The 26,498-nt window shown below is 45.6% G+C and carries 18 protein-coding genes, 20 tRNA genes, 3 rRNA genes and 1 riboswitch; of the genes, 34 read left to right on the top strand and 7 right to left on the bottom strand.

Annotated elements, in window-relative coordinates; all coding sequences use genetic code 11:
• The first annotated feature begins 208 nt into the window (after positions 1 to 208).
• From AC0L13_RS13085 to AC0L13_RS12975, 23 genes are all read left to right on the top strand, one after another.
• Positions 209 to 1,760: ribosomal RNA gene (locus AC0L13_RS13085) — 16S ribosomal RNA — on the top strand.
• A gap of 357 nt (positions 1,761 to 2,117) precedes the next feature.
• Positions 2,118 to 5,051, top strand: a 23S ribosomal RNA gene (locus AC0L13_RS13080).
• A 159-nt stretch (positions 5,052 to 5,210) separates the two neighbouring features.
• Positions 5,211 to 5,326, top strand: a 5S ribosomal RNA gene (rrf, locus tag AC0L13_RS13075).
• The 16S, 23S and 5S rRNA genes sit together here with 20 tRNA genes alongside, the layout of an rRNA operon.
• 239 nt (positions 5,327 to 5,565) lie before the next feature.
• A tRNA-Val gene (locus AC0L13_RS13070) sits at positions 5,566 to 5,641 on the top strand.
• Between the two features lie 22 nt (positions 5,642 to 5,663).
• A tRNA-Thr gene (locus AC0L13_RS13065) sits at positions 5,664 to 5,739 on the top strand.
• Between the two features lie 6 nt (positions 5,740 to 5,745).
• Positions 5,746 to 5,821: transfer RNA gene (locus AC0L13_RS13060), tRNA-Lys, on the top strand.
• Between the two features lie 30 nt (positions 5,822 to 5,851).
• A tRNA-Leu gene (locus tag AC0L13_RS13055) sits at positions 5,852 to 5,933 on the top strand.
• Between the two features lie 7 nt (positions 5,934 to 5,940).
• A tRNA-Gly gene (locus tag AC0L13_RS13050) sits at positions 5,941 to 6,015 on the top strand.
• A gap of 8 nt (positions 6,016 to 6,023) precedes the next feature.
• Positions 6,024 to 6,112: transfer RNA gene (locus AC0L13_RS13045), tRNA-Leu, on the top strand.
• Positions 6,113 to 6,129: 17 nt separating this feature from the next.
• A tRNA-Arg gene (locus tag AC0L13_RS13040) sits at positions 6,130 to 6,206 on the top strand.
• Positions 6,207 to 6,221: 15 nt separating this feature from the next.
• Positions 6,222 to 6,298, top strand: a tRNA-Pro gene (locus AC0L13_RS13035).
• An 11-nt stretch (positions 6,299 to 6,309) separates the two neighbouring features.
• Positions 6,310 to 6,385: transfer RNA gene (locus AC0L13_RS13030), tRNA-Ala, on the top strand.
• Between the two features lie 19 nt (positions 6,386 to 6,404).
• Positions 6,405 to 6,478, top strand: a tRNA-Met gene (locus AC0L13_RS13025).
• 7 nt (positions 6,479 to 6,485) lie between these two features.
• Positions 6,486 to 6,562: transfer RNA gene (locus AC0L13_RS13020), tRNA-Ile, on the top strand.
• Between the two features lie 19 nt (positions 6,563 to 6,581).
• A tRNA-Ser gene (locus AC0L13_RS13015) sits at positions 6,582 to 6,674 on the top strand.
• Positions 6,675 to 6,874: 200 nt separating this feature from the next.
• Positions 6,875 to 6,949 (top strand) — tRNA-Met (locus tag AC0L13_RS13010).
• Between the two features lie 3 nt (positions 6,950 to 6,952).
• A tRNA-Asp gene (locus AC0L13_RS13005) sits at positions 6,953 to 7,028 on the top strand.
• Positions 7,029 to 7,114: 86 nt separating this feature from the next.
• A tRNA-Phe gene (locus tag AC0L13_RS13000) sits at positions 7,115 to 7,190 on the top strand.
• A gap of 6 nt (positions 7,191 to 7,196) precedes the next feature.
• Positions 7,197 to 7,267, top strand: a tRNA-Gly gene (locus AC0L13_RS12995).
• Positions 7,268 to 7,271: 4 nt separating this feature from the next.
• Positions 7,272 to 7,345: transfer RNA gene (locus AC0L13_RS12990), tRNA-Ile, on the top strand.
• A 6-nt stretch (positions 7,346 to 7,351) separates the two neighbouring features.
• Positions 7,352 to 7,426, top strand: a tRNA-Asn gene (locus AC0L13_RS12985).
• A gap of 9 nt (positions 7,427 to 7,435) precedes the next feature.
• Positions 7,436 to 7,526, top strand: a tRNA-Ser gene (locus AC0L13_RS12980).
• Between the two features lie 8 nt (positions 7,527 to 7,534).
• Positions 7,535 to 7,606: transfer RNA gene (locus AC0L13_RS12975), tRNA-Glu, on the top strand.
• Positions 7,607 to 8,096: 490 nt separating this feature from the next.
• Here the strand turns inward: AC0L13_RS12975 and AC0L13_RS12970 are convergent.
• Together AC0L13_RS12970 and AC0L13_RS12965 are read right to left on the bottom strand one after the other, a co-directional pair.
• Positions 8,097 to 8,846, bottom strand: a complete 750-nt coding sequence (locus AC0L13_RS12970) for a TraR/DksA C4-type zinc finger protein (protein WP_473640238.1) — start codon at positions 8,844 to 8,846, stop codon at positions 8,097 to 8,099.
• Positions 8,847 to 9,014: 168 nt separating this feature from the next.
• Entirely contained in the window at positions 9,015 to 9,926 is a 912-nt protein-coding gene (locus AC0L13_RS12965) for a 1,4-dihydroxy-2-naphthoate polyprenyltransferase (protein WP_473640235.1), read from the bottom strand.
• A 197-nt stretch (positions 9,927 to 10,123) separates the two neighbouring features.
• Between AC0L13_RS12965 and AC0L13_RS12960 the strand changes: the two genes are divergently transcribed.
• The 5 genes from AC0L13_RS12960 to AC0L13_RS12940 all read left to right on the top strand — a co-directional run bounded on the left by AC0L13_RS12960 (position 10,124) and on the right by AC0L13_RS12940 (position 16,399).
• Positions 10,124 to 11,509 carry an isochorismate synthase gene (locus tag AC0L13_RS12960; RefSeq protein ID WP_473647004.1) on the top strand — a complete coding sequence of 462 codons (1,386 nt, stop codon included), beginning with the start codon at positions 10,124 to 10,126 and terminating at the stop codon, positions 11,507 to 11,509.
• Entirely contained in the window at positions 11,502 to 13,211 is a 1,710-nt protein-coding gene (gene menD, locus AC0L13_RS12955; RefSeq protein ID WP_473640232.1) for a 2-succinyl-5-enolpyruvyl-6-hydroxy-3-cyclohexene-1-carboxylic-acid synthase, read from the top strand. Before AC0L13_RS12960 ends, menD begins: the two co-directional genes overlap by 8 nt.
• Positions 13,204 to 14,028 (top strand): 2-succinyl-6-hydroxy-2,4-cyclohexadiene-1-carboxylate synthase, encoded by an 825-nt coding sequence (menH, locus tag AC0L13_RS12950; protein ID WP_473640230.1) that lies wholly within the window; start codon positions 13,204 to 13,206, stop codon positions 14,026 to 14,028. Before menD ends, menH begins: the two co-directional genes overlap by 8 nt.
• A 19-nt stretch (positions 14,029 to 14,047) precedes the next feature.
• Complete coding sequence (gene menB, locus AC0L13_RS12945; protein WP_440501003.1) at positions 14,048 to 14,866, top strand: 1,4-dihydroxy-2-naphthoyl-CoA synthase; 819 nt, start codon at positions 14,048 to 14,050, stop codon at positions 14,864 to 14,866.
• A 75-nt stretch (positions 14,867 to 14,941) separates the two neighbouring features.
• A complete protein-coding gene (locus AC0L13_RS12940; RefSeq protein ID WP_473640227.1) occupies positions 14,942 to 16,399 on the top strand; it encodes an o-succinylbenzoate--CoA ligase in 1,458 nt (485 codons plus the stop codon).
• 28 nt (positions 16,400 to 16,427) lie between these two features.
• Here AC0L13_RS12940 and AC0L13_RS12935 read toward each other — a convergent pair whose 3' ends face one another.
• Positions 16,428 to 17,396, bottom strand: coding sequence for a metal ABC transporter solute-binding protein, Zn/Mn family (locus tag AC0L13_RS12935; RefSeq protein WP_473640224.1), 969 nt, complete (start codon positions 17,394 to 17,396; stop codon positions 16,428 to 16,430).
• A gap of 119 nt (positions 17,397 to 17,515) precedes the next feature.
• Entirely contained in the window at positions 17,516 to 17,746 is a 231-nt protein-coding gene (gene yidD / locus AC0L13_RS12930; RefSeq protein ID WP_473640222.1) for a membrane protein insertion efficiency factor YidD, read from the bottom strand.
• A gap of 102 nt (positions 17,747 to 17,848) precedes the next feature.
• Here yidD and AC0L13_RS12925 point away from each other — a divergent pair, with 102 nt between their 5' ends.
• The 6 genes from AC0L13_RS12925 to AC0L13_RS12900 all read left to right on the top strand — a co-directional run bounded on the left by AC0L13_RS12925 (position 17,849) and on the right by AC0L13_RS12900 (position 21,673).
• The gene (locus tag AC0L13_RS12925; protein WP_473640219.1) at positions 17,849 to 18,298 is read left to right on the top strand and encodes a Dps family protein; all 450 of its coding nucleotides are present in this window, start codon (positions 17,849 to 17,851) and stop codon (positions 18,296 to 18,298) included.
• 62 nt (positions 18,299 to 18,360) lie between these two features.
• On the top strand, positions 18,361 to 18,540 hold the full coding sequence (locus AC0L13_RS12920) for a putative motility protein (RefSeq protein ID WP_440501011.1): 180 nt from the start codon (positions 18,361 to 18,363) through the stop codon (positions 18,538 to 18,540).
• A 118-nt stretch (positions 18,541 to 18,658) separates the two neighbouring features.
• Entirely contained in the window at positions 18,659 to 19,981 is a 1,323-nt protein-coding gene (locus AC0L13_RS12915; RefSeq protein WP_473640216.1) for an NAD-dependent malic enzyme, read from the top strand.
• A 58-nt stretch (positions 19,982 to 20,039) separates the two neighbouring features.
• Positions 20,040 to 20,402 (top strand): transposase, encoded by a 363-nt coding sequence (locus tag AC0L13_RS12910; protein WP_473640214.1) that lies wholly within the window; start codon positions 20,040 to 20,042, stop codon positions 20,400 to 20,402.
• Between the two features lie 91 nt (positions 20,403 to 20,493).
• Positions 20,494 to 20,889: an NUDIX hydrolase gene (locus AC0L13_RS12905; RefSeq protein WP_473640212.1), complete on the top strand. Its 396-nt coding sequence runs from the start codon at positions 20,494 to 20,496 to the stop codon at positions 20,887 to 20,889.
• Positions 20,879 to 21,673, top strand: a complete 795-nt coding sequence (locus AC0L13_RS12900; RefSeq protein WP_473640210.1) for an alpha/beta hydrolase family protein — start codon at positions 20,879 to 20,881, stop codon at positions 21,671 to 21,673. The genes AC0L13_RS12905 and AC0L13_RS12900 overlap by 11 nt, the downstream gene beginning before the upstream one ends.
• A 42-nt stretch (positions 21,674 to 21,715) precedes the next feature.
• On the opposite strand, the gene AC0L13_RS12895 is transcribed toward AC0L13_RS12900, so the two are convergent.
• The 3 genes from AC0L13_RS12895 to pckA all read right to left on the bottom strand — a co-directional run bounded on the left by AC0L13_RS12895 (position 21,716) and on the right by pckA (position 26,034).
• Positions 21,716 to 22,900, bottom strand: coding sequence for an amidohydrolase (locus AC0L13_RS12895; protein WP_473640208.1), 1,185 nt, complete (start codon positions 22,898 to 22,900; stop codon positions 21,716 to 21,718).
• Between the two features lie 13 nt (positions 22,901 to 22,913).
• Complete coding sequence (locus tag AC0L13_RS12890) at positions 22,914 to 24,299, bottom strand: MFS transporter (protein WP_473640206.1); 1,386 nt, start codon at positions 24,297 to 24,299, stop codon at positions 22,914 to 22,916.
• Positions 24,300 to 24,447: 148 nt separating this feature from the next.
• Positions 24,448 to 26,034, bottom strand: a complete 1,587-nt coding sequence (pckA, locus tag AC0L13_RS12885; protein WP_473640204.1) for a phosphoenolpyruvate carboxykinase (ATP) — start codon at positions 26,032 to 26,034, stop codon at positions 24,448 to 24,450.
• Between the two features lie 171 nt (positions 26,035 to 26,205).
• A riboswitch (SAM riboswitch) is annotated at positions 26,206 to 26,323 on the top strand.
• Positions 26,324 to 26,498 lie beyond the last annotated feature (175 nt).

Genomic DNA, 26,498 nt, shown 5'->3' with positions numbered 1-26,498 from the left:
GTTGTTGACTCGGTAGCGACAAAGTGTTATGATTAAGAAGTCGCCGCAAAAAGCGAACGACAATGAACCTTGAAAACTGAACAGCAAAACGTCAACAAATAAAGTCTCATAGCCGACCCCGTCGGTGAAGAGACAAAACGAATCTCCGGATTCAAAATTGACATCTTAAATGATGCCGGCAAGAAACTCGAGCTACTCGAATTTCTCTATTATGGAGAGTTTGATCCTGGCTCAGGACGAACGCTGGCGGCGTGCCTAATACATGCAAGTCGAGCGGATTGAAGGGAGCTTGCTCCCTGATATTAGCGGCGGACGGGTGAGTAACACGTGGGCAACCTGCCCTGCAGATGGGGATAACTCCGGGAAACCGGGGCTAATACCGAATAATCGGTTCTTCCGCATGGAAGAACTCTGAAAGACGGTTTCGGCTGTCACTGCAGGATGGGCCCGCGGCGCATTAGCTAGTTGGTGGGGTAACGGCCTACCAAGGCGACGATGCGTAGCCGACCTGAGAGGGTGATCGGCCACACTGGGACTGAGACACGGCCCAGACTCCTACGGGAGGCAGCAGTAGGGAATCTTCCACAATGGACGAAAGTCTGATGGAGCAACGCCGCGTGAGCGAAGAAGGTTTTCGGATCGTAAAGCTCTGTTGCGAGGGAAGAACAAGTACGGGAGTAACTGCCCGTACCTTGACGGTACCTCGTCAGAAAGCCACGGCTAACTACGTGCCAGCAGCCGCGGTAATACGTAGGTGGCAAGCGTTGTCCGGAATTATTGGGCGTAAAGCGCGCGCAGGCGGTCCTTTAAGTCTGATGTGAAAGCCCACGGCTCAACCGTGGAGGGTCATTGGAAACTGGAGGACTTGAGTACAGAAGAGGAAAGCGGAATTCCACGTGTAGCGGTGAAATGCGTAGAGATGTGGAGGAACACCAGTGGCGAAGGCGGCTTTCTGGTCTGTAACTGACGCTGAGGCGCGAAAGCGTGGGGAGCAAACAGGATTAGATACCCTGGTAGTCCACGCCGTAAACGATGAGTGCTAAGTGTTAGGGGGTTTCCGCCCCTTAGTGCTGCAGCTAACGCATTAAGCACTCCGCCTGGGGAGTACGGCCGCAAGGCTGAAACTCAAAGGAATTGACGGGGACCCGCACAAGCGGTGGAGCATGTGGTTTAATTCGAAGCAACGCGAAGAACCTTACCAGGTCTTGACATCCCGCTGACCGGTGTAGAGATACGCCTTTCCCTTCGGGGACAGCGGTGACAGGTGGTGCATGGTTGTCGTCAGCTCGTGTCGTGAGATGTTGGGTTAAGTCCCGCAACGAGCGCAACCCTTGATCTTAGTTGCCAGCATTCAGTTGGGCACTCTAAGGTGACTGCCGGTGACAAACCGGAGGAAGGTGGGGATGACGTCAAATCATCATGCCCCTTATGACCTGGGCTACACACGTGCTACAATGGACGGTACAAAGGGCTGCGAACCCGCGAGGGGGAGCCAATCCCATAAAACCGTTCCCAGTTCGGATTGCAGGCTGCAACTCGCCTGCATGAAGCCGGAATCGCTAGTAATCGTGGATCAGCATGCCACGGTGAATACGTTCCCGGGTCTTGTACACACCGCCCGTCACACCACGAGAGTTTGTAACACCCGAAGTCGGTGGGGTAACCCTTACGGGAGCCAGCCGCCGAAGGTGGGACAGATGATTGGGGTGAAGTCGTAACAAGGTAGCCGTATCGGAAGGTGCGGCTGGATCACCTCCTTTCTAAGGATAATTACGGAATATGAACCTCCGGTTCATACGTTGACGTTTTGCGTTCAGTTTTGAAGGTTCATCTTCTGATGACCTTTCAAAACCTTGTTCTTTGAAAACTGGATAAAACGACATTGAAGCAACAAAACATCAAGTAATCAACCGAGTCGATCACTTTTGTGATTGAACAATACTTTTTTAACGAGTAGATTGTGTGCTTATCGCTAAGTACCACTACTCACCCGAGGATTGCGAGAAGCGAGCAGGACGAGGAAGCGACCGAACGAGGACCGGAGCGTGCTTACGCACGTGAGGACCGGAGTGAAGGAGCTGACAAAGTAATGCGAAGCTTATCGAAATCCGTATAAAGGTTAAGTTAGAAAGGGCGCACGGCGGATGCCTTGGCACTAGGAGCCTATGAAGGACGGCACTAACACCGATATGCTTCGGGGAGCTGTAAGTAAGCTGTGATCCGAAGATTTCCGAATGGGGAAACCCACTGCCCGTAATGGGGCAGTACGTTCACGTGAATACATAGCGTGAACGAGGCACACCCGGAGAACTGAAACATCTAAGTACCCGGAGGAAGAGAAAGAAACATCGATTCCCTTAGTAGCGGCGAGCGAAACGGGAAGAGCCCAAACCAGGAAGCTTGCTTCCTGGGGTTGTAGGACACTCTATACGGAGTTACAAAGGGACGGATTAGACGAAGCGGCCTGGAAAGGTCCGCCATAGCGGGTAAAAGCCCCGTAGTCGAAAGTTCGTCCTCTCCAGAGTGGATCCTGAGTACGGCGGAACACGTGAAATTCCGTCGGAATCCGGGAGGACCATCTCCCAAGGCTAAATACTCCCTAGTGACCGATAGTGAACCAGTACCGTGAGGGAAAGGTGAAAAGCACCCCGGAAGGGGAGTGAAAGAGAACCTGAAACCGTGTGCCTACAAGTTGTCAGAGCCCGTTAATGGGTGATGGCGTGCCTTTTGTAGAATGAACCGGCGAGTTACGATTCCATGCAAGGTTAAGCAGCGAATGCGGAGCCGCAGCGAAAGCGAGTCTGAATAGGGCGAATGAGTATGGGGTCGTAGACCCGAAACCAGGTGATCTACCCATGTCCAGGGTGAAGGTAAGGTAACACTTACTGGAGGCCCGAACCCACGTACGTTGAAAAGTGCGGGGATGAGGTGTGGGTAGCGGTGAAATTCCAATCGAACCTGGAGATAGCTGGTTCTCTCCGAAATAGCTTTAGGGCTAGCCTCAAACGAAAGAATCTCGGAGGTAGAGCACTGTTTGGACTAGGGGCCCATCCCGGGTTACCGAATTCAGACAAACTCCGAATGCCGATGATTTATGTTTGGGAGTCAGACTGCGGGTGATAAGATCCGTAGTCGAGAGGGAAACAGCCCAGACCGCCAGTTAAGGTCCCCAAGTATCCGTTGAGTGGAAAAGGATGTGGCGCTGCCCAGACAACCAGGATGTTGGCTTAGAAGCAGCCACCATTTAAAGAGTGCGTAATAGCTCACTGGTCGAGTGGCGCTGCGCCGAAAATGTACCGGGGCTAAACGGATCACCGAAACTGCGGATTGACACCTTTGGTGTCAGTGGTAGGAGAGCGTTCCAAGGGCGTCGAAGCCAGATCGTAAGGACTGGTGGAGCGCTTGGAAGTGAGAATGCCGGTATGAGTAGCGAAAGAAGGGTGAGAATCCCTTCCACCGAATGCCTAAGGTTTCCTGAGGAAGGCTCGTCCGCTCAGGGTTAGTCGGGACCTAAGTCGAGGCCGAAAGGCGTAGACGATGGATAACAGGTTGATATTCCTGTACCACCTCCCCGCCGTTATCAGCAATGGGGGGACGCAGAAGGATAGGGTGAGCGCGCTGTTGGTCATGCGCGTCTAAGCAGTGAGGTGTGGAACGAGGAAAATCCCGTTCCTATAACATTGAGCTGTGATGGCAAGGGGAATTATCCCTGGAGTCCCTGATTTCACACTGCCAAGAAAAGCCTCTAGCGAGGCGGGAGGTGCCCGTACCGCAAACCGACACAGGTAGGCGAGGAGAGAATCCTAAGGTGATCGAGAGAACTCTCGTTAAGGAACTCGGCAAAATGACCCCGTAACTTCGGGAGAAGGGGTGCTCTGGTAGGGTGTTAAAGCCCGAGAGAGCCGCAGTGAATAGGCCCAGGCGACTGTTTAGCAAAAACACAGGTCTCTGCAAAACCGTAAGGTGACGTATAGGGGCTGACGCCTGCCCGGTGCTGGAAGGTTAAGAGGAGAGGTCAGCGCAAGCGAAGCTTCGAATTGAAGCCCCAGTAAACGGCGGCCGTAACTATAACGGTCCTAAGGTAGCGAAATTCCTTGTCGGGTAAGTTCCGACCCGCACGAAAGGCGTAACGATCTGGGCACTGTCTCAACGAGAGACTCGGTGAAATTATAATATGCGTGAAGATGCGCATTACCCGCGACAGGACGGAAAGACCCCGTGGAGCTTTACTGTAGCCTGATATTGAATTCCGGTGCAGCCTGTACAGGATAGGTAGGAGCCTTGGAATCCGGAGCGCCAGCTTCGGAGGAGGCAATGGTGGGATACTACCCTGGCTGTATTGGACTTCTAACCCTTGCCCGTGATCCGGGCAGGAGACAGTGTCAGGTGGGCAGTTTGACTGGGGCGGTCGCCTCCTAAAGTGTAACGGAGGCGCCCAAAGGTTCCCTCAGAATGGTTGGACATCATTCGTAGAGTGCAAAGGCATAAGGGAGCTTGACTGCGAGACCTACAAGTCGAGCAGGGTCGAAAGACGGGCTTAGTGATCCGGTGGTTCCGCATGGAAGGGCCATCGCTCAACGGATAAAAGCTACCCCGGGGATAACAGGCTTATCTCCCCCAAGAGTCCACATCGACGGGGAGGTTTGGCACCTCGATGTCGGCTCATCGCATCCTGGGGCTGTAGTCGGTCCCAAGGGTTGGGCTGTTCGCCCATTAAAGCGGTACGCGAGCTGGGTTCAGAACGTCGTGAGACAGTTCGGTCCCTATCCGTCGCGGGCGCAGGAAATTTGAGAGGAGCTGTCCTTAGTACGAGAGGACCGGGATGGACACACCGCTGGTGTACCAGTTGTCTTGCCAAAGGCATCGCTGGGTAGCTATGTGTGGACGGGATAAATGCTGAAAGCATCTAAGCATGAAGCCCCCCTCAAGATGAGATTTCCCATTACATTTGTAAGTAAGATCCCTCAAAGAAGATGAGGTGGATAGGTCCGGGGTGGAAGCGTGGCGACACGTGCAGCTGACGGATACTAATCGATCGAGGACTTAACCTTATCAGTTAAAAAAGTACGGTTGAACTTGAGTTCAGCAACAATGTTGGTTTTATCCGGTTTTGAACGAATAAGTGTCGTTCGAAAAAGTTTTTTAAAAAAAGACTTGTAATTATCATCAGAATTGGTATAATCAATATTGTCGATTGAAAGACAATCTAGTCTGGTGACGACGGCGAAGAGGTCACACCCGTTCCCATACCGAACACGGAAGTTAAGCTCTTCAGCGCCGATGGTAGTAGGGGGCTTCCCCCTGTGAGAGTAGGACGTCGCCGGGCTAACCAATTCAATTCATTACATATGCAAGTTGACGACGAGAAGAATTGTACAAGCATACATAACTGATCGAATGAAGCTGATGCAGTAATGAGAAACTTATTGCGACTCTCGGTTTAAAGTGGGAGAAGCAAGCAGGTCGCGAAAGCGATTGAAGGAAAGAGGGAGCGTACTTCAGTACGTGACCGAGTGAGTGAATGAAGCTGACAAAGAGATGCGCAGCTTATCACACTTTAAATATGGAGGATTAGCTCAGCTGGGAGAGCACCTGCCTTACAAGCAGGGGGTCGGCGGTTCGAACCCGTCATCCTCCACCATACATTACAAACTTATGATTTTGCCGGTGTAGCTCAATTGGTAGAGCAACTGACTTGTAATCAGTAGGTTGAGGGTTCAAGTCCTTTCGCCGGCACCACTTTTTGAGCCATTAGCTCAGTCGGTAGAGCATCTGACTTTTAATCAGAGGGTCGCAGGTTCGAATCCTGCATGGCTCACCATTTCTTGACTCTCTGTCTTGATATGAATATGCGGGTGTGGTGGAACTGGCAGACACGCTAGACTTAGGATCTAGTGCCGTAAGGCGTGGGGGTTCGACTCCCTTCACCCGCACTTCAATGCGGAAGTAGTTCAGTGGTAGAATACGACCTTGCCAAGGTCGGGGTCGCGGGTTCGAATCCCGTCTTCCGCTCCATATGATTTGCCGGGGTGGCGGAACTGGCAGACGCACAGGACTTAAAATCCTGCGGTAGGTGACTACCGTACCGGTTCGATTCCGGTTCTCGGCACCATAAATTAATTATATATTGCGCCCGTAGCTCAATTGGATAGAGCATCTGACTACGGATCAGAAGGTTGTGGATTCGAATTCTTCCGGGCGCGCCATTCATTCTTGAAAAACGGGAAGTAGCTCAGCTTGGTAGAGCACTTGGTTTGGGACCAAGGGGTCGCAGGTTCGAATCCTGTCTTCCCGACCACTTCTTATAATGGGGCCTTAGCTCAGCTGGGAGAGCGCCTGCCTTGCACGCAGGAGGTCAGCGGTTCGATCCCGCTAGGCTCCACCATTATACTAATACTTTTCCTGGCGGCGTAGCTCAGCTGGCTAGAGCGTACGGTTCATACCCGTAAGGTCGGGGGTTCGATCCCCTCTGCCGCCATCCTAAAGGACCTTTAGCTCAGTTGGTTAGAGCAGACGGCTCATAACCGTCCGGTCGCAGGTTCGAGTCCTGCAAGGTCCACCACTATTTGAATAGTTATCACGGAGGAATACCCAAGCCTGGCTGAAGGGATCGGTCTTGAAAACCGACAGGGGTGTTAAAGCCCGCGGGGGTTCGAATCCCTCTTCCTCCGCCATTTATTTCAAAAGTGCAATAGTGGCTCCTTGGAAAACTAATTATGTAGGAATAATAAATCCTACAACTCACATTATCGCGGGGTGGAGCAAATTTCATCACGCAGAATGAGATTTGTGTAATTTCCTAAAAGGAAATTACAGCTAAGTCCCAAAACAAAACAATATGCGTAGGATTTGAAATTCTTACAACTCACATTATCGCGGGGTGGAGCAGTGGTAGCTCGTCGGGCTCATAACCCGAAGGTCGCAGGTTCAAATCCTGCCCCCGCAACCAAATGGTCCCGTGGTGTAGCGGTTAACATGCCTGCCTGTCACGCAGGAGATCGCCGGTTCGATCCCGGTCGGGACCGCCATTTATTTCCTTACATAGTATTTATGATTTGATGATTGCATATTTCTAAGTGACTCTATAGAAATTACCAGTTTTCCAAGTCAATGTGGCTCAGTAGCTCAGTCGGTAGAGCAAAGGACTGAAAATCCTTGTGTCGGCGGTTCGATTCCGTCCTGAGCCACCATTCCTTGCGGGTGTAGTTTAGTGGTAAAACCTCAGCCTTCCAAGCTGATGATGAGGGTTCGATTCCCTTCACCCGCTTCATGGGCCTATAGCTCAGCTGGTTAGAGCGCACGCCTGATAAGCGTGAGGTCGGTGGTTCGAGTCCACTTAGGCCCATCATATTCCGCAGTAGCTCAGTGGTAGAGCAATCGGCTGTTAACCGATCGGTCGTAGGTTCGAGTCCTACCTGCGGAGCCAATTTTATACGGGGAAGTACTCAAGTGGCTCAAGAGGCGCCCCTGCTAAGGGCGTAGGTCGCGAAAGCGGCGCGAGGGTTCGAATCCCTCCTTCTCCGCCATAAGAATTGGCCCCTTGGTCAAGCGGTTAAGACACCGCCCTTTCACGGCGGTAACACGGGTTCGAATCCCGTAGGGGTCATACAGATGGACTGCTTACGAAGTCCTCACATAAACAGGTGATGAAAAATTATTCATTTTTCATCACCTGTTTTTCTATTGTTAGAAATCCTTTCAAGGTTTATTGAACAGGATTATGGAAGAATGGGGGATACCCACGCATAACTGCTGCGAAGAGCACATAAACCTCGTTAAATGCTCATAAATGTTATGTAAGGCACATAACCTTAGGGAATGGCGCATAAAGTCTAATATCGGCTCATAATCTTTGTTAGAGAAGCATAACGTTGTAGAACTACGCATAACAAGATGTATATATCATCTTGTTGTTTATGCGCGATTTTACGATGTTATGCGTCATTATTTCGCTTTATGCGTAATTCCTAGAATTTATGCGTAGTTATTTCACTTTATGCGTATTTATGCTGTATACACACTTTTTCTTTATCGTGAGAAATCCTTTTTTAAAAAACTGCTGCAGAAAGTCGATATCTGCAGCAGTTTTCGTTTTCTTAGTTATCTCCCGTGTAGCTGTCTCTTTGATGATAGGGAATATCCCCGAGAGGTGATTCCATTCCTTCCTCGTCCAATTCTCCTTCATATTCTTCAGACATCTCTGACCGTACAAAGCCTCTTGTTTCCCCAGTGATATCGGTACTGACAAACTCTTCTATCTCTTCCGTTGCACCATCCATCAGTTCATTATCATATAGGGTATTATAATCATCATGATCCCCTGTGAAATCAGAAGGTGTTTCAGATGTACCGAATTTAGCTATTTCCTGAAAGCTGTCTTCACTGTCTCTTTCATTGTGATCTCTATCAGCGGCTTCTCTTCTGTCTGCGAAAGTGTTAGGGTTGGCCATGAGCAATACGTCCTCTTCTGATGGTCGATCGTTCGGGACATCACGTTCCGGTGAATGATCTATGCAGTATGTCGTGTAAGGAAGTACTTCTAACCTTTCGTACGGAATTTCAGTTTTACACACTTCACAATATCCGTATGTGCCGTTAGTCAAAGCAGCTAAAGCATGCTCCACTTTATCGGATTCATCGCCCGCATGGACATGTAAGGCCAGATCCTTTTGTCTTTCAAATAACTCTGTGCCCATATCTCCCGGATGATTATCGTAAGTTGATAATTCCCCTATTTCTTCTCTTGCGGAGTCTCTAATATCCGTTTCACTTTCTGTTTTTTGTAATTGTGATTTCATTTCCAAAAGACTTTTCTTCAGCATTGATTTCTGTTCAGCTGTTAACATGTTCAGCACATCCTTTTATGTTAGTTGTATTAGTATGGTCGGTGTCCAATCACTTCATAGCAATGAAAGCTTTGTATCTTCTCAATTCCTTTTGAAGCGATGAACTAAACATGGAATACAAATACAGAAAAAAATGGACCCGCCAAATTGGCAAGTCCACAGTTGTGCTTATAGGATATGGCCGATTAGGATGCTGATCCCTAATAATAAACCAAATAATGTGTTTGTGACAGCTGTATTCTTCATTGCTGGCATTACTTCCAATGGAAGTTGGTAAGCACGGAAGGTAGCGATAGCTTTCATCGGTTTTCGAACGCTTAGAAAAACGAGCAATGCCCATGGTGTCACATATCCGAAAACGATGAGTATGATAATCCAGCTATACGACACGATAAAGAAGGAAGCGAGGATTGTAATTGCTTTGGATCTTCCTACAAGGATCGCTAATGTCTTCCTGCCGCCTTCCTTATCACCCTCTAAATCGCGGATGTTGTTGGACATCATTATGGCAGCGACGAGAAGCATACTTGGAATGGAAATGAGCACAGCATCAGTCGTCACTTCACCTGTCTGAATATAGAAGGCGATTAATATCAGCAGCATTCCCATTACAACACCGGATACAAGCTCTCCAAAAGGTGTGTAAGCGATCGGAAGAGGACCACCGGTATACAAGTAACCGATCAGCATTGAAACGGCTCCAACGAGGGCAAGTGTCCATGACGTTTCCATACAAATATAAATTCCGATGAGAACGGACACTGCGTACAATGCAAGTGCAATGTTCAATACTGTTTTCGGTTTGACGCCATTCCGAACAATCGTGCCGCCAATTCCAACCGAGTTTTCATTGTCCAATCCACGTTTGAAGTCATAATACTCATTGAACATATTTGTAGCCATTTGAATGAAAAGGCTGGCAATGAGCATAGCTAAAAATAAAGGAAAATGAAGTTTTCCGTGAGTTAAAGCAATCATCGTCCCTAGGAAAACCGGAGCGAAAGCCGCAGTCAAAGTATGTGGTCTAGTAAGCTGCCACCATATTCGCCATCCGGAATCAGCTTTAATAGTATGTTGCAATGTATTCTCTCCTATCCTTGTGTTTCCGTTATCCATTGTACTCCAAAACGTCTGAAAGAGGTATCCTTGTTTGCATTATCTATGCGAGATTGAGGAAATTCCGGTATAATGGAACTAAGAAACTCATTCTTCTACAAAAAAAATAGTAAGTGTTTCAATTGGCAAGACGATGGATTGAAGATGAAGGAGAGAAAACGATGGGTCACAAGATGACGGATGTACGTGAAATGCAAAAAGTGGTGATATCTCCAAGTACACGCTTCTTCACGGAAACTGTCGAAGTGGGAAGGATATCACCCTTATCTTTTTTTGAAGCGGGTGCTTCTCAGTACAAAGACAAACGATTTTATTGGCAAAATGCGGACAAGACATTGACGCTTGTCGGGATAGGACATGCCTATACGTTGGCGAACGGTAAAACCGATGGCCGTTTTAAAGACATATCGGAGCAATGGAAACAGCTTTGCTCCATTTTAATAAAAGAAGAAAAGGATATTGATCCTGTTCTTTTCGGAGGTTTTTCATTTGACGAGGAAAACAGAAAGGAATCGGAGTGGAATGGATTCCCTTCCGGTTATTTCGTCGTTCCATCTTTTCAATTGAAGATCGAGGAAGGCAAAACGATGATCTCCATCAATATGATAACGGATCAAAAAGAAGCAGCGTTGGATTTTGAAAAGCTCCGGGAAGAGCGCGATAAACTGATCCATAATGCACAGGTGGAAGAGTTCGATTTTACGAATCACAATAAGATCGTCGCGACAACAGAACGAGGGAAAGAGCAATATTTGAGTGCGGTGGAAAACGCAACTGATTCAATACGTAAAGGAAAGGCTGACAAAGTCGTCATTGCTCGGGCGCTTGAGCTTGAATTTGAACAGGATGTCAATAGCGTCAAAGTACTGCATGCAATTACAAATGAACAGCAAGAAAGTTATCATTTTGGGCTTCAAAAAGGGAAATCGCTCTTTTTTGGTGCAACACCTGAACGTCTCATCGAAATCAAGAATGGGAAAGCGTACTCGGCATGCGTAGCCGGATCGATCCGGCGCGGGAAATCGGCTCAAGAAGATAAGGCACTTGGTGATGAGCTATTAGGCGATCGGAAGAACCGCGAAGAGCATCAGCACGTCGTCAGCATGATCTCTAATATTTTTAATAAATATTGCAGTGAAGTGCTCATTCCGAAAACACCCAAGCTGATGAAAATAAGAGATATTCAGCATCTCTACACATCTGTTGAAGGAACGCTCGGGCAGGAAAACGATATATTCTCATTCGTAGAGGCATTGCATCCGACACCTGCGTTAGGCGGAGTTCCAACGGATGTTGCATTGCAGATCATTCGGCAGGAAGAAGACATGGATCGCGGTTTTTATGCTGCTCCTATCGGTTGGACCGATGCTGCAGGCAATGGAGAATTTGCAGTCGCAATTCGTTCCGCACTTATAAACGAGGACAAAGCATATTTGTATGCTGGAGGAGGAATCGTTGCAGATTCCGTTCCTGAATTGGAATATGATGAAACTTGGGTAAAATTTAGACCGGTATTGCGGGCGCTTGGAGGAAAGTTGAATGGATGAACGACGGGTTTTGACAGATCATGTATTGCGAATGACAGATACGTTGCTACGGGCAGGTGTCAAAGAGGCGGTCATAAGCCCAGGATCTCGTTCAACGCCTCTCGCCTATGCATTTGCTTCATCAGAGCTGCAGACATATATGCAAGTTGACGAAAGATCAGCAGCGTATTTTGCGGTAGGTTTAGCAAAGGCATCAGGCAGACCGGTTGTACTTTTATGTACATCGGGAACAGCGGCATCTAACTATCATCCTGCAATCACTGAAGCATTCTATGCCCGTATTCCATTAATTGTCCTGACGGCTGACCGTCCACATGAATTGAGAGGTGTAGGCGCGCCACAGGCGATCGATCAATTAAATATGTACGGAAAGCATGTGAAATTCAGTGTGGATCTTCCATTGGCGGAAGATAATGAAGAGATCGATCGGTTTTTGGAAAGGCATGTCAATCGTGCCGTATCCGTTGCTTTGACAAAACCGATGGGACCTATCCATTTGAACATTCCACTTCGTGAGCCTTTGCTAATTGACTTTGATAGGAAAGCACGTGCATCGACTTTTGTCGAAAGTATTCACGGCGAGATCGAATTATCGGTTAATCAAAAACAAGCGCTTTCGGCTCTCTTTTCGAATGCGAAAAAAGGAATGATAATTGCGGGGGAATTGCCGGTTGGATTCGATAAAGATGCATTCTGGGATTTTGCAAAACGGCTGCAATGGCCTGTGTTATGTGATCCTTTATCCAACTTGCGTTCAGAAGTGCCTGCGGACTGCAAATCACTATGTATTGCGCATTATGATGCGATTTTAAAAAGTGAAACGTTTAAAGCGAACGCAGTGCCGGATACAGTGATCCGTTTCGGAGCACAGCCTGTATCGAAGCCGCTGACATTATTTTTGAAGAAATGTCGGCCGGAAGTGTTTATCGCTTTGGATGAGTCGCCGGAATTCAGGGATTCACTTGGCGTTGTTACCCATCACCTGCAATCCTCGCCCGTGTCCGTATATGAAGTTGCAGAACAGCAAGAACCGACTTCCTATGCTGACATGTGGTCCTCGGCGGATCAGTTTGCGGAAGCAGAGACTCTGCGTTACGAGGGCTTAGAAGGTGATGAAGGAGTCATTGCGAAAACATTATTCGATATGCTTCCTGACGGCAGTGATCTGATCAGCGGCAGCAGCATGCCGATCCGTGATGTCGACACATTTTTCTCCAAGACAGAGAAGGATGTCGCGATATTTTCCAATAGGGGAACGAACGGCATAGATGGTGTCGTCTCTACGGCATTCGGCATCGAGGCGGCACGAAACAGGCCGACCTACTTGCTCATTGGTGATTTGTCCTTTTTACATGACGTCAATGGATTAATCGTCTCCCGTTTCCATAAGACGAATTTGACGATCGTCATTGTGAATAATGACGGTGGCGGGATTTTTTCATATCTTCCCCAATCGACTGTGGAAAACCATTTCGAGGAGCTGTTCGGAACACCTACAGGATTAACGTTTGAACATATCGGCGCGATGTATGACGCTCAATACGCCGCTGTTCGTACTGTAGAAGAGTTCAAAGCTGAACTTCAAAATGAAAAGACGAAGGATGTCCGCATCATCGAAGTGTTTACGAGCCGACCGCTGAATGTAAAAGCTCATCGCGCGTACTGGGCAGATATCATAAAGGGGCTGGATGGAGATGAATGATCTTCAAATTCCAGTGCGTGGACTTTCAATACATGTGAAGATGGAGGGCGATCGTCATTTGCCCGCCATCGTTTTTCTACATGGGTTTACAGGAAGTTCTGCTACTTGGACAGAAGTTCGAAATGAATTCGAAGGGACATATCGGACAATTGCCATTGACTTGACAGGGCACGGGAAAACGACGATTCCTGACATGCCAGGGCGCTATTCGATGGAGGAACAGATTGAAGATTTGGAAGCGCTTTTTGAGTATTTGAAATTGGATACTTTTTATTTGGTAGGTTACTCAATGGGCGGTCGCATTGCACTAGCGTATACGATCCATTATCCAAATCGTGTTAAAGCATTGATTCTTGAAAGCTCGTCCCCAGGTCTTTTGAAAGAACATGACAGGATGGAGCGAAAAATAGCAGACAAATTGTTGGCTAATAAGATTATTGACGAAGGCATCGCTTCTTTTGTCGAAAAATGGGAGAGTATCCCCCTTTTTGAATCTCAAAAAAGTCTTCCTGCAGAGAAAAAGCAGGCAGTGAGGAGAGAAAGACTGCAGCAAAATGCCATCGGGCTTGCAAACAGTCTGTTAGGAGTTGGAACGGGCAGTCAGAAATCCTATTGGGAAGCCCTTAATTCGATATCAAATCCTGTTTTTCTTATAACGGGTGAGCTCGATGCGAAATTTGTAGCGATTGCCCGGGAAATGAGCGACCTTTCTCCTACATGGCGACATACAGTCGTTTCAGGGGCGGGACATGCAATTCACGTGGAAAAACCACGATTGTTTGCTACAATGATTATGGAGTATTTGAAGGATCTATAACAATTGGAGGAGGAAGAAAATGACTCGTCAATGGGAAACAATCCGTACATATGAAGATATTAAATACGAAAAGTACAACGGCATTGCAAAAGTGACGATTAACCGTCCGGAAGTACGCAATGCATTCCGTCCTAAAACTGTAATGGAGATGATCGATGCGTTTTCTCGTGCACGTGATGATGAAAGTATCGGTGTTATCATACTAACAGGTGAAGGTGAGAAAGCATTCTGCTCAGGAGGCGACCAATCGGTACGCGGTCATGGAGGATATGTAGGGGATGACGAAATTCCTCGTTTGAACGTCCTTGATTTGCAAAGATTGATTCGCGTCATTCCGAAGCCTGTCGTCGCGATGGTTGCAGGCTATGCAATCGGTGGCGGTCATGTATTGCACGTTGTATGCGATTTGACGATTGCAGCAGACAACGCTCGATTTGGTCAAACAGGACCGAAAGTCGGTTCATTTGATGCAGGATATGGTTCAGGTTACTTGGCACGTATTATCGGTCATAAGAAAGCAAGGGAAATTTGGTATCTATGCCGCCAATACGATGCACAACAAGCATTGGATATGGGTCTTGTAAACACTGTTGTTCCTTATGAGCAATTGGAAGACGAAACGGTCCAATGGTGTGAAGAGATGCTTTCAATGAGCCCGACTGCACTCCGTTTCATTAAAGCAGCAATGAATGCCGATACAGACGGACTTGCTGGTCTACAACAAATGGCCGGAGATGCTACTTTGCTTTATTACACAACAGATGAGGCGAAAGAGGGACGCGATGCGTTCAAAGAGAAGCGTAAGCCTGACTTCGGTCAATTCCCACGTTTCCCTTAATATTGTCATATATACCAAATTATCTAAGGCTGCCTTTTTACGAGGCAGCTTTTCTATTCGACGGAAGGTGAGTGTATGATTCCTAATTGGTTGCTTCAAAGAGCGTATATAACGCCGGATCGTATAGCCCTCTCATTTGGAGAAGAGCAATGGACATTTCGGCAACTATTGGAAGAGGCTTCGGAAATTGCACAGAAATTAAGATGGAATGGTTTGAATGAAGGCGATCGAATCGCTTTGTTGGGCCGATCGACGCCGGATATGGTGTTTGTCATTCACGGATGTCTTTTAGCGGGGCTAGAAATTGTCATGTTGAACAGCAGGCTATCATCCAAAGAGATTTATTGGCAATTGAATGATTGTGACGCTTCAACTTTAATCGTCGATGATGAATTTCTTGACCGTATCCAAGAGATAGACACCTCCAAGCTGACATTTTCTGCAATTGAATCAAGTGGAAAGGAAAGTTTCACAGTTACTGAAATATGGGACCCGTCAAGGACAATTACAATTATGTATACGTCAGGGACGACAGGTTTTCCGAAAGGTGTCCGGCAGACAGCAGGCAATCATACATCGAGTGCTTTGTCTTCCGTCTTGAATCTAGGATTAGCGGATGATGACATTTGGCTTTGCACGATGCCGTTATTCCATATTAGCGGTTTCTCGATTCTTGCTCGATCTGTCATTTATGGGATGGGGGTACGGCTATATGAAAAATTTGATGCAATTTCAATTGTGGATGAAATAGAAAATGGAACTGCAACAAGAATTTCCGTTGTGGCAACAGGATTGCACAGGATTCTCGAACAATTTGAGAAAAAAGGATCAGTTGCTCATCCATCCTTTAAGACGATGTTGGCGGGCGGAGGTCCGGTACCGGATGATTACTTGCGAAGAGCCGCTAATTATCAGTTGCCTGTTTTACAGACATATGGGATGACCGAAACAAGTTCACAGACCGCAACACTTTCCTCGGAAGACGCTTTGCGGAAGTCCGGATCCGCAGGCAAACCTTTATTTTTCAATCGTATTAAGATTAGAGATGCAGAACAGCCAGGTGATTTTGGAGAAGTGCTCATAAAGGGACCACATGTGACGCCAGGATATATTGGCCATGCATCGGAAAGAGATCCGTTAGAGGAAGGCTGGCTGCCGACGGGGGATATTGGTTATATTGATGAGGATGGCTATTTATTCATCGTCGATAGACGATCCGACTTGATTATTTCCGGAGGAGAAAATATTTATCCCGCGGAAATCGAAAACGTCCTTATTTCACATCCACACGTAAAAGAGGCGGGCGTTTGTGGACAGGACCATCCTGAATGGGGCAGTGTGCCAGTCGCTTTCATCGTCGGTGATGAAAATGTATTGGTGACCGATTTGGAAGAGTATTGTGTACAACAGCTTGCTCGATATAAGATTCCGAAAGCATTCCATTTTGTAGAAGAACTGCCACGGAATGCATCTAATAAACTTCTTCGCCGTGAACTGAAAGAGTGGGCGGCTACTGCAAAACATAAAAAGTAGAGAGGGGCCGCAGCCTCCTCTCTACTTTTCATTTGTTTGCTTGAAGTGCTTGTTCAAAAACGTGCAAGTTGCGTTCCATTAACGTGAAGTATGTTTCGTCATTGTTTATATCATCTTGCGTTAGCACCCCTAAATTATGGAGCATCAATGATTCCGCGCCGATTTCCTTTCTGACGACTTCCGTTAACTTAGATGAGACATTCTGTTCGAATAAAATATATTGAACATTTTCTTCCTTAGCTTGCTCGACGATTTGTGCAAGCTGTTTTTGTGACGGCTCGCTTTGTGAATTCAATCCAGCGATTGCTACTTGTTTCAGTCCATATTCATTCGCAATATAGCCGAATGCAGCATGTGAGACAAAATAAGTTTTCGTTTCGGCATTGGCAGCCATTTCTTTGAACCGCTCATCCAATTCCATCAAGTCGTCTTCCAATAGATCGAAATTCTTTTCGAACGTTTCTTTCTCATCGGGCATTTTTGCAATGAGCGCTTCTTTAATGGAAGAGGCTAGTTCGATGCTAAGAACTGGTGAAATCCAAACATGTGGATCGAATTGGCCGTGTCCGTGGCCATGTTCCTCATGTCCTTCTTCCTCGTCTTCATGATGTCCTTCTTCAAGTCGTTCCTCTGATATGGACTCTGCAGTTGCCACTAATTCTACATGTTCATTCTTTAACGTCTTTTGAGCACTTTCCACGAATCCTTCAAGTCCGAGACCGATATAGAAGAACAGATCCGCATCTGATAGCGCAATCATATCTTTTTGTGTCGGATCAAATGAATGCTCATCCGCACCTGCAGGATATATGGATTTCACATCGACTAAATCCCCGCCGATCTGCTCGGTGAAATTTTGCAAGGGGTAGACAGTCGTATAGACGGATAATTTCCCTTCATTGCTTGTTTCAGCATTGTCTTTTCCATTCTTATTCCCGCATGCACCAATGAGCAAAGTCATGAAGAGTGCAAGAAGAATGAGTGATTTTTTCTTCATAAATAAATCCTCCACTATATTAACAGTAATGATTACGATTTAAACACTTTCTAATAATACACGTTAACAATAGTTTCCGCAACTGAAAAGAAAAAAACCGGCAATTGCCGGTCATAATTTTATTTTTTCTTATCAAGCTTTTCCGGCACCGGATCAAAACCGCCTTCATGGAAAGGATGGCATTTTAATATACGTTGAATCGTCAGCCATGAGCCTTTCAGTGCACCGTGTTTCTGAAGTGCCTCTACACCATAATGCGAGCAAGTAGGATAGAAACGGCATGATGGCGGAGTGAGCGGAGAAATGATTTTTTGATATGTTTTAATAATACCGATTAATATTGTTTTCAATAGTGAACACCTTACTTTCTCATGTATGTTTATTTTATTTGTTCCAGTGGTAAATTAACAGGGAGATGCTCTATAAATACGAATTTGAAGAGGGGTTTTTTTATGTCTAAAGAATTAATGGAAGAACTGAATGTGCAAGTATCTACATGGTCAGTCATGTATGCCAAGCTGCATAATTATCATTGGTATGTAAAAGGGAAGCAATTTTTTACGTTACATGCAAAATTCGAGGAGCTTTATAACGAAGCAACTGCACATATGGATGAAATCGCCGAAAGGGTGTTGACTCTCGGTGGAACTCCAACTGCTACATTAAAGGAACATTTGGAGCAGTCTGTCGTAAAAGAGGCGAAAGGCGATGAACAAGCCGAGGATATGGTGAAAACAATTGCCGATGATTTTGATAAAATCATGAAATCCTTGAAAAAAGGAATGGAATATGCAGCCGAGGTCGGCGACGATATGACAGAAGACATATTAAATGCGACGTACCAAAGTATTGAGAAGCATCAATGGATGTTAAATGCTTTCCTAGGTGAAGAGAATAAATGAGCATCCATTCTTGAATAATCGATTTTTTCACCGATACTAGCATTGTAAAGGAGGAATGGTTTATGAACATGAACTCCATCATGGCAAGCCAATTGAGAAGTTTGCAATCTACTGTTCAATTGAGTGTCATGAATAAGGCTTTATCGGTGAATGCGACTGCAGTGACAGATATGCTGCAAAGTATGCAGGATCAACCGGCGGTTCATCCTTATAAAGGCTCGGCTGTCGATGTGAAGGCTTGAAGTAAAGAGCGCGAATTTCCTTGCAATCTAGGAAATTCGTGCTTTATTTTTGTTGCGGCTACTCAATATGTGTAAAATGGGGTACGAGAAGTAAGAGGATCTTATAGGAGGCGACATCATGTCACAAATCCAATTTATAAGAAATTTAATTATTGAAACGCCATCGAAACCGGGAAATTTTGCAAAAGTGGCAACAGCTATCGGTGTTTTAGAAGGCGATATTGGGGATATCCAAACAATAAAAGTCGGCACGTTATCGACAATAAGGGACGTTTCCATTCAGTGTACGAGCGAGGAGCAGTTGGAGAAAATTGTTTCTTCTATTAATGGAATCGGGGAAGGCATTCAAGTGCATGCGGTAACGGATGATGTATTGCATGCGCATGAGGGCGGTAAGATTGCAATGAAGAGCCGTGTGGAAGTCCGTTCATTAGGAGACCTTCGTCGAATTTATACGCCTGGAGTCGCCAATGTTTGTAAAGTGATACAAAATGATCCAGTGCAAGCAGATTATTTTACAGGCATTTCAAATACGGTCGCTATTGTAACGGATGGAACAGCAATTTTAGGGCTAGGCAATATCGGTCCTGTCGCAGGAATGCCAGTCATGGAAGGGAAGGCGGTCTTATTCGATCAATTCGCAGGTATTAGCGGGATTCCAATATTGCTTGATACGAGCGATCCCGATGCGATTGTGGAAACCGTTAAGCATATCCACCAAAGCTTTGGCGGAATTTTACTAGAGGATATCGGTTCGCCTCACTGCTTTGAAATCGAAGAGAGATTGAAGGCGGAGCTTCAAATCCCAGTCATGCATGATGACCAACATGGAACAGCAGTCGTCACACTTGCTTCAGTTCTTTCAGCATGCCGTCAATCGGGTGTGGAATTGTCACAATCCATTGTCGGTCAAATCGGATTAGGTGCTGCAGGTCTCGCAATCAGCAGGATGTTAATGGCATATGGCGTGAAAGAAATGCGTGGCGTCGATCCGAATCCAGAAGCGATCGATAGACTAAAGCAACATGGCGGGACTGCTTTGGATTCTGTTGAAGAAATTATGCAAACTTGTGACATCGTCATCGCAACGACTGGCGTGCAAGGATTAATCAAGCCTGATATGGTCCGTAAAGGACAAATCATTTTGGCACTGTCCAATCCGAATGCAGAAATCGATCCTGAAGTAGCTTTACAAGCAGGGGCCGCTTTTGCCGCCGACGGCAGACAAGTGAACAACATCCTTGGTTTCCCTGGAATTTTCAGAGGTGCTTTAAATGCTCATGCGAAAGATATTACATATCCGATGCTAATTGCTGCTGCATTAGCAATTCTGGAAAGTACAAAACCAGGTGATCTTGTTCCACATCCATTAGATCCGGCCGTACATGCTAATGTAGCGAGCGCTGTCGAACGTGTAGCAAATGAAGCCAATTCCAACTGAACACATTGAATCGTTTTTCTTAAATGAGCCATACTACGACAAAAAAGTGGGTGCTCACATGGAAAACGAAAAAGTCAGAATGTACGTCTCGATTGCGAATCAACAAATCTATCCGCATAAGCATGATTCGCCATGGGAATACGAAGTGGAGATGAGCAGGGAGTTTCTTCCGGTTTTCAATAATTTATTTTCACAAATAGGGCGTTTGGAATTCACAAATTTCCTTAGAGGACATACACGGCCTTATTTGCAATATCATTTTGACCGGGATAACCATGAAATTGATCGTCGAACGATGAAGCTATATGCGTTAATACATGAATTTACGGATGATGAAACGAAGAAGTTCATTGAACAGTTGCCTTATTTTACGAAGGGAACGCCAAAGATACCATCTGCTCCTGTTCAACCATCCAATTGATTGAGAAAGGACGTGAAGTCATATAGCAACGACATTTAAAGACTTACAAGGAGCGCATGTTGAGCTGACTTTCGGTGAGAATCGCTATGGAATGGAAGCGAGGCATGTGCTCGTTGTATTGAAACATGAAGGAAAATGGCTCGTTACACGTCACTCCGTTCGTGGAATCGAATTTCCTGGTGGCAAGGCGGAAGAAGGGGAAACAATTTCTGAAGCTGCGATTCGTGAAACGATAGAAGAAACAGGTGTGACAATTACAGATCTCGTCAAGTTTGCTGAATATGTTGTTAGGAGCAATGTGACATTTTGCAAGGCAGTGTTCACAGGGAAAGTATTCAGCATTGAAGAAAACCCCCAGTTGTTTGAGACAGAAGGTGCATTATGGATAACGGACGAACAATTGGCAAACTGCGATGAATTAAGTTTTCATATGAAAGATGCTGGGATGGTTGAAATTCGAAAGTGGGTGGATACATATGTTTCCTAATGGGGCGATTTTGCACAGAAGGGAATATCCATCCCCAAATCCACATATCTATCTTGAAGAAATAACGTATTGGTCGGATGGATTGAAAGTGAAAGGGTTGCTTGCTGAACCGATAAGCGGAGGCAACTATGAAGGGATTATTTACTTGCGCGGAGGCATTCAGCATGTCGGCATGGTACGACCTGCCCGGATTGCACAGTTCGCTTCACAAGGCTTTGTCGTCTTTGCTCCGTATTACCGTGGAAACAGAGGCGGGGAAGGGCGTGACGAGTTTGCCGGAGACGATCGGCAAGATGCAGTCAATGCTGTTGAAGTCATAAAGCAAAGTCCGAAGTTGAACAAGGACCGTATCCATCTGTATGCATTTTCCCGTGGAGGCATTATGGCACTTTGGACAGCGATTTTACGAGAGGACATTACATCAGTTGTAACATGGGCCGGTGTCTCGGATGTTATTTTTACATATAATGAACGGGAAGATATGCGCCGCATGATGAAGAGGGTCATTGGCGGCACGCCGAATAGTATGCCCGATGCATACAGAGAGCGCACGGCGTTATTCAAGGTGGATGAAATTGATGCTCCCATTTTGATCATACACGGGATGAAGGATGATAATGTTTCATTTGAACAGGCAATCTTACTTGAAGATGCTTTACGTGATAAAGATAAAGAGTACGACACTTGGTACTTCCCTGAGTATACTCATTACTTTCCGCCAGCTCATAATGCACAAATCGTCAGGGATTTATGTCATTGGATGAGACAGCAGGGGAATGAATAAGATCAATAAAAAAACAACCGTCATGGTTGTTTTTTTGTGGCTTTATTCACCCTGAATACTGCAAACTACTTGTCCAACGGCTTTAGCAGCAACAAGTAGTGCGTCTTCGTCGATATCGAATTTGGGATGATGATTGAAATATGGTTTTTCAACTCCTTTAGGAGTGCAGCCGATATAAAAGAAACAAGCCGGGAATCTTTCAGCATAGTATGCAAAATCTTCGGAAGGAGCCATTGGTGGTACTTCTTTTACCTCTGTTATTTCTTTCACATTTGCATTTATCAATGCTACAGCCACTTTTTCAGTCAGCTCAGGATTATTGTATAGTGGAGGATAATCTGGTGTGTATGTAAGGTCGCATTGTACATCGAACTCCGCTTCTAGTCCTTTGGCTAGGCGTTTGAGTTCCCGTTCGATCGTTTCTTGCGTTTCAACCGTCATATAACGAATATCCCCTTCAAGCACTACACTGTCTTTAATGACATTAAATGTGCCTGCTCCATCGAACGATCCAATTGTAATGACCCCAATGTCAAAAGGGCTAAGTCTACGACTAATAATTGTTTGAACTGCTGTGACAAAGTGAGCTCCTGCAACAATGGCATCATTCGCCAAATGAGGGGAGGAACCGTGTCCGCCTCTGCCTTGTATTTTTAGTTTCATATAAGCCCGTCCATTGAAAGCATAGCCTTTGTTGAAACCTACCATTCCAGCTGAAGCAATTGGCAATAGGTGAATGCCATACACTTCATCCAAATCATCCAGCACTCCGGATTCGATAATGCTTTTTGCCCCGCCTGGAGGAACCTCTTCAGCATGTTGATGAATGATTTTTATCGTCCCGGCTAATTCCGATTTCAGTTGGATTAAACAATCCGCCAGTATTAGCATATAGGCTGTATGTCCATCATGTCCGCAAGCATGCATGACCCCTTCATTTTTCGACTTGAAAGGAACTGGTGTTTCTTCAACGATTGGCAAAGCATCAAAATCTGCACGCAATCCAATTGTTTTACCGGGTTTTCCGCCTTTAATTGTAACGATAATTCCGTATCCATTTCCAACGTTCGTTTGAATTCCGACATCCTTGCCTTTGTAGAAGTCGGCTATATACTGAGCTGTTTTTTCTTCTTTAAATGACAGCTCGGGGTATTCATGCAAGTGGCGGCGGATTTCAATCATTTCATTTTTACGGTCGTCAAGCATGTTCATTAATTTATCTTTCACGATATCCACTCCCTTAATTAGCTTCGCTTTTCCCGGCATTATTAGGAACCATAAAGATGATTGATAATAATGCGATTCCGGCGAAAATGACATTGGCGATAATGCCTCCGGTAGCTGCAGTGTCAACACCGCTACTTTCTGATAGCATAGCATATACTGTCGCTGAGATTGCGACTCCAAAAGCTGAACCGAGAGAACTTGCCATTTTATAAATTCCAGAAGCGGCGCCTATTTTCTCGTCCGGCGCGTTCGATACAGCAGTGTCTGTAGATGGTGTTGCATAAATACCTAAACCTAATCCGAACAAAGCGAAACCAATAAAAACAACGACAGTATAAGCAACATCCGGTAAGAAAGTTAAGCCCATCACTCCAACGCCAATCAACGTCAAAATCGTACCCCAAAGCATCGGTTTTTTCGCACCGATTCTTTGAAGAATCTTTTCACCTACACGAATCATAGCAAGTACGGCAACTAAATAACCGATAGAGAGCATCCCCGATTGGAATGATGTAAATCCTCTACCTTCCTGTACATACGTATTCGCGACGACTAGCGTTCCGGCGACAGCATTGAGTAAAAAGTTAGAGACAGTTGCACCAGTATACGGAGCATTTTTAAACAATTTGAAATCAATCAATGCGTTTTCTTTACCGTTCTCGACTTTAATAAACGCAATAGCACCAATAATTGCAACGGCTATCAATACGGCTGTTATCCAGTTTGTCCATCCGATTTCATCACCTTGTGTAATGAATATATTTAACGCAAGCATTGTAATGATAAATACAATAAGTCCGCCAATATCGAATTTGGAATTACCTGTTTGTTTCGCTTTACTTTCCGGTGTGTCTTTTATGAGCCACAATGCAAGAATTGCAAAGATAATGGAGAAGATAAAAATCCATTTCCATCCCATATATGTTGCGATCGCACCGCCTAATAAGGAACAGACACCTGAACCTCCCCAAGAACCAATCGACCAATAACTGAGCGCACGTTGTCGTTCTGCCCCTTCAAAATAGTCTTTCACTAAAGCGATTGTTGAAGGCATAATACATGCGGCTGATAATCCTTGAATGATCCGGCCGATAATGAGTAGTAGTGAGCCGTTTGTTAACACTAAGCAAAGTGAGCCGATAATGCTTAGAATGAGACCGATATTTGTTAGTTTCTTTCGTCCGAATTTATCGGCAAGCCCACCTGCTGCTACAATAAAAATACCCGAGAAAAGTGCAGTTAAACTAATGGCAATGTTCAATGTCCCTGAAGAGACACCTAAATCAGTTTGTACTGCTGGAACGACGTTCACCATTGCTTGGGCGAACAACCAAAACGTCAGGACTCCAAATACGATTCCTGTTATTAATTTATTCGTACCTTTATAAGCAGTTGTCATATTTAGCTCTCCTTTTTGTAAGTCCTCAGTTCATTGTTTGCAGGCGGACTGATTCTATGCATGCAGATACTTATGAGGGGAGAGATACTATTTGCAAAATAATAAAAAGATCCTGATGCAATTTGCACCAGGATCTTCTTTTATTGTATTATGCGTTTGGTCCGCCTTTTTGAGTGATTTCTTCAGAAACATGACCGAATTTCTTGAAGTTCTCACGGAAAAGGTCCGCCAACTCTTTCGCTTTTTGATCATAAGCCGCTGGATCGCTCCAAGCGTTACGAGGGTTCAATACTTCAGTCGGTACACCGTCAATTGCTTTTGGCATAGCAAGGCCGAAAATTGCATTCTCTTCGTATTCCACATCGTTCAATTCGCCAGCGATTGCTGCACGGACCATTGTACGTGTATGTTTCAAAGACATACGATGACCTACGCCGTAAACTCCACCAGTCCATCCTGTGTTGACAAGGAAGACTTGTGCATCATGTTCGTCGATTTTCTTCCCTAGCATTTCTGCGTAGACCGTTGCAGGCAATGGGAGGAAAGGGGCACCAAAGCATGTAGAGAATGTCGCTTCCGGTGAAGTGACGCCGCGCTCAGTTCCTGCTAGCTTCGAAGTGAAGCCGCTTAGGAAGTGATACATCGCTTGTTCCTTCGTTAATTTGGAGATTGGAGGCAATACGCCGAATGCATCCGCTGTTAAGAAGACAATTGCTTTCGGATGTCCCGCAACAGATGGCATCACGATGTTTTCGATATTATGGATCGGGTACGCTGCACGTGTATTTTCAGTCAATGAATTATCGTCGTAATCCGGCTTGCGTGTCTTTTCATCCAAGACGACGTTTTCCAAGACCGAACCGAAACGGATCGCTCCGTAAATTTCAGGTTCTTTCTCTTGTGAGAGATTAATCGTTTTCGCGTAGCATCCGCCTTCGATGTTGAATACACCGTTTGCGGACCAGCCATGCTCATCATCACCAATTAACTTGCGGTTAGCATCTGCGGAAAGCGTCGTTTTTCCTGTTCCGGAAAGACCGAAGAATAAAGCGACATCTCCTTCTTCGCCAACGTTTGCAGAGCAGTGCATGGATAGGATTCCGCGCTCTGGGAGCAAGTAGTTCATAACGGAGAAAATAGATTTTTTCATTTCTCCCGCATATTCCGTACCGCCAATCAACACAATACGCTTCTCAAGTGATACAATGATGAAGGTTTCGGATTTCGTTCCGTCTACTGCCGGATCTGCTTTAAATGTCGGAGCAGCGATAACCGTGAATTGAGCTTCATGCGTTTTCAATTCTTCCTCAGTAGGGCGAATGAAAAGATTGTTTACGAATAAGTTTTGCCATGCGAATTCATTGATGACTTGGATGGACAGCTGAGATGCTTTATCTGCCCCAGCAAATCCTTTGAATACGAATAGCTCTTCTTTAGCTTTTAAATGATTTAGGACTTTCTTATATAATGAATCAAAGATTTCAGGTGAAATCGGGCGGTTCACTTTGCCCCAGTCGATTTTGTCTTTTGAAGATTCTTCTTCGACAATATACTTATCCTCAGGAGAACGGCCAGTATACTTTCCTGTCTCCGCAGTAAGTGCGCCATCTGCAGAAAGTTTCGCTTCTCCACGGGAAGTTGCTTTTTCAACCAGTTCCGCCACTGAAGGCTGTATGTTTACGTTGTTGCCTGAAAGTAACTCGTGTAATCCGTTTTCAATTTTAGCTGAAATCATTTTAAGTACCGTCCTTTGCATGTAATCCCAGTTGGTGGGTTTCATCACATTTCGTAAATAGTATAACACATTTAGAATAATAATCTATACTAATTCAAAACTCAAGCAAATATGCATAAAAATGTTTGACAAAGTACAAACTTTTTCGTAGGATTATTTATTGAACGGATACTCTTATCCCGAGCTGGCGGAGGGACAGGCCCTATGAAGCCCGGCAACCTGCGTGGACCATTTTGGCCGCGAGAAGGTGCCAAACCTGGAGCAAGGTGAATTCCTTGGACGATAAGAGTGAAAGGTGCTGCTTTTGAAATTATGCCTTTCCTCATGTATATTTACGTGAGCGAAGGGCTTTTTTATTGAATGAATTAAGCCCTTAATCCTTGTGTATGTTGACGTCGACTCTCTAGGCGCTGAACTTACTGGGACAATTAGAGTACCGTATCAATATTTGCAAGCTTTTAAGG

The sequence above is a fragment of the Sporosarcina sp. QA0331 genome, assembly GCF_055808055.1.
Note: the sequence above shows the minus strand (reverse complement) of the source record. Positions and strands in the feature narration are given on the sequence as shown.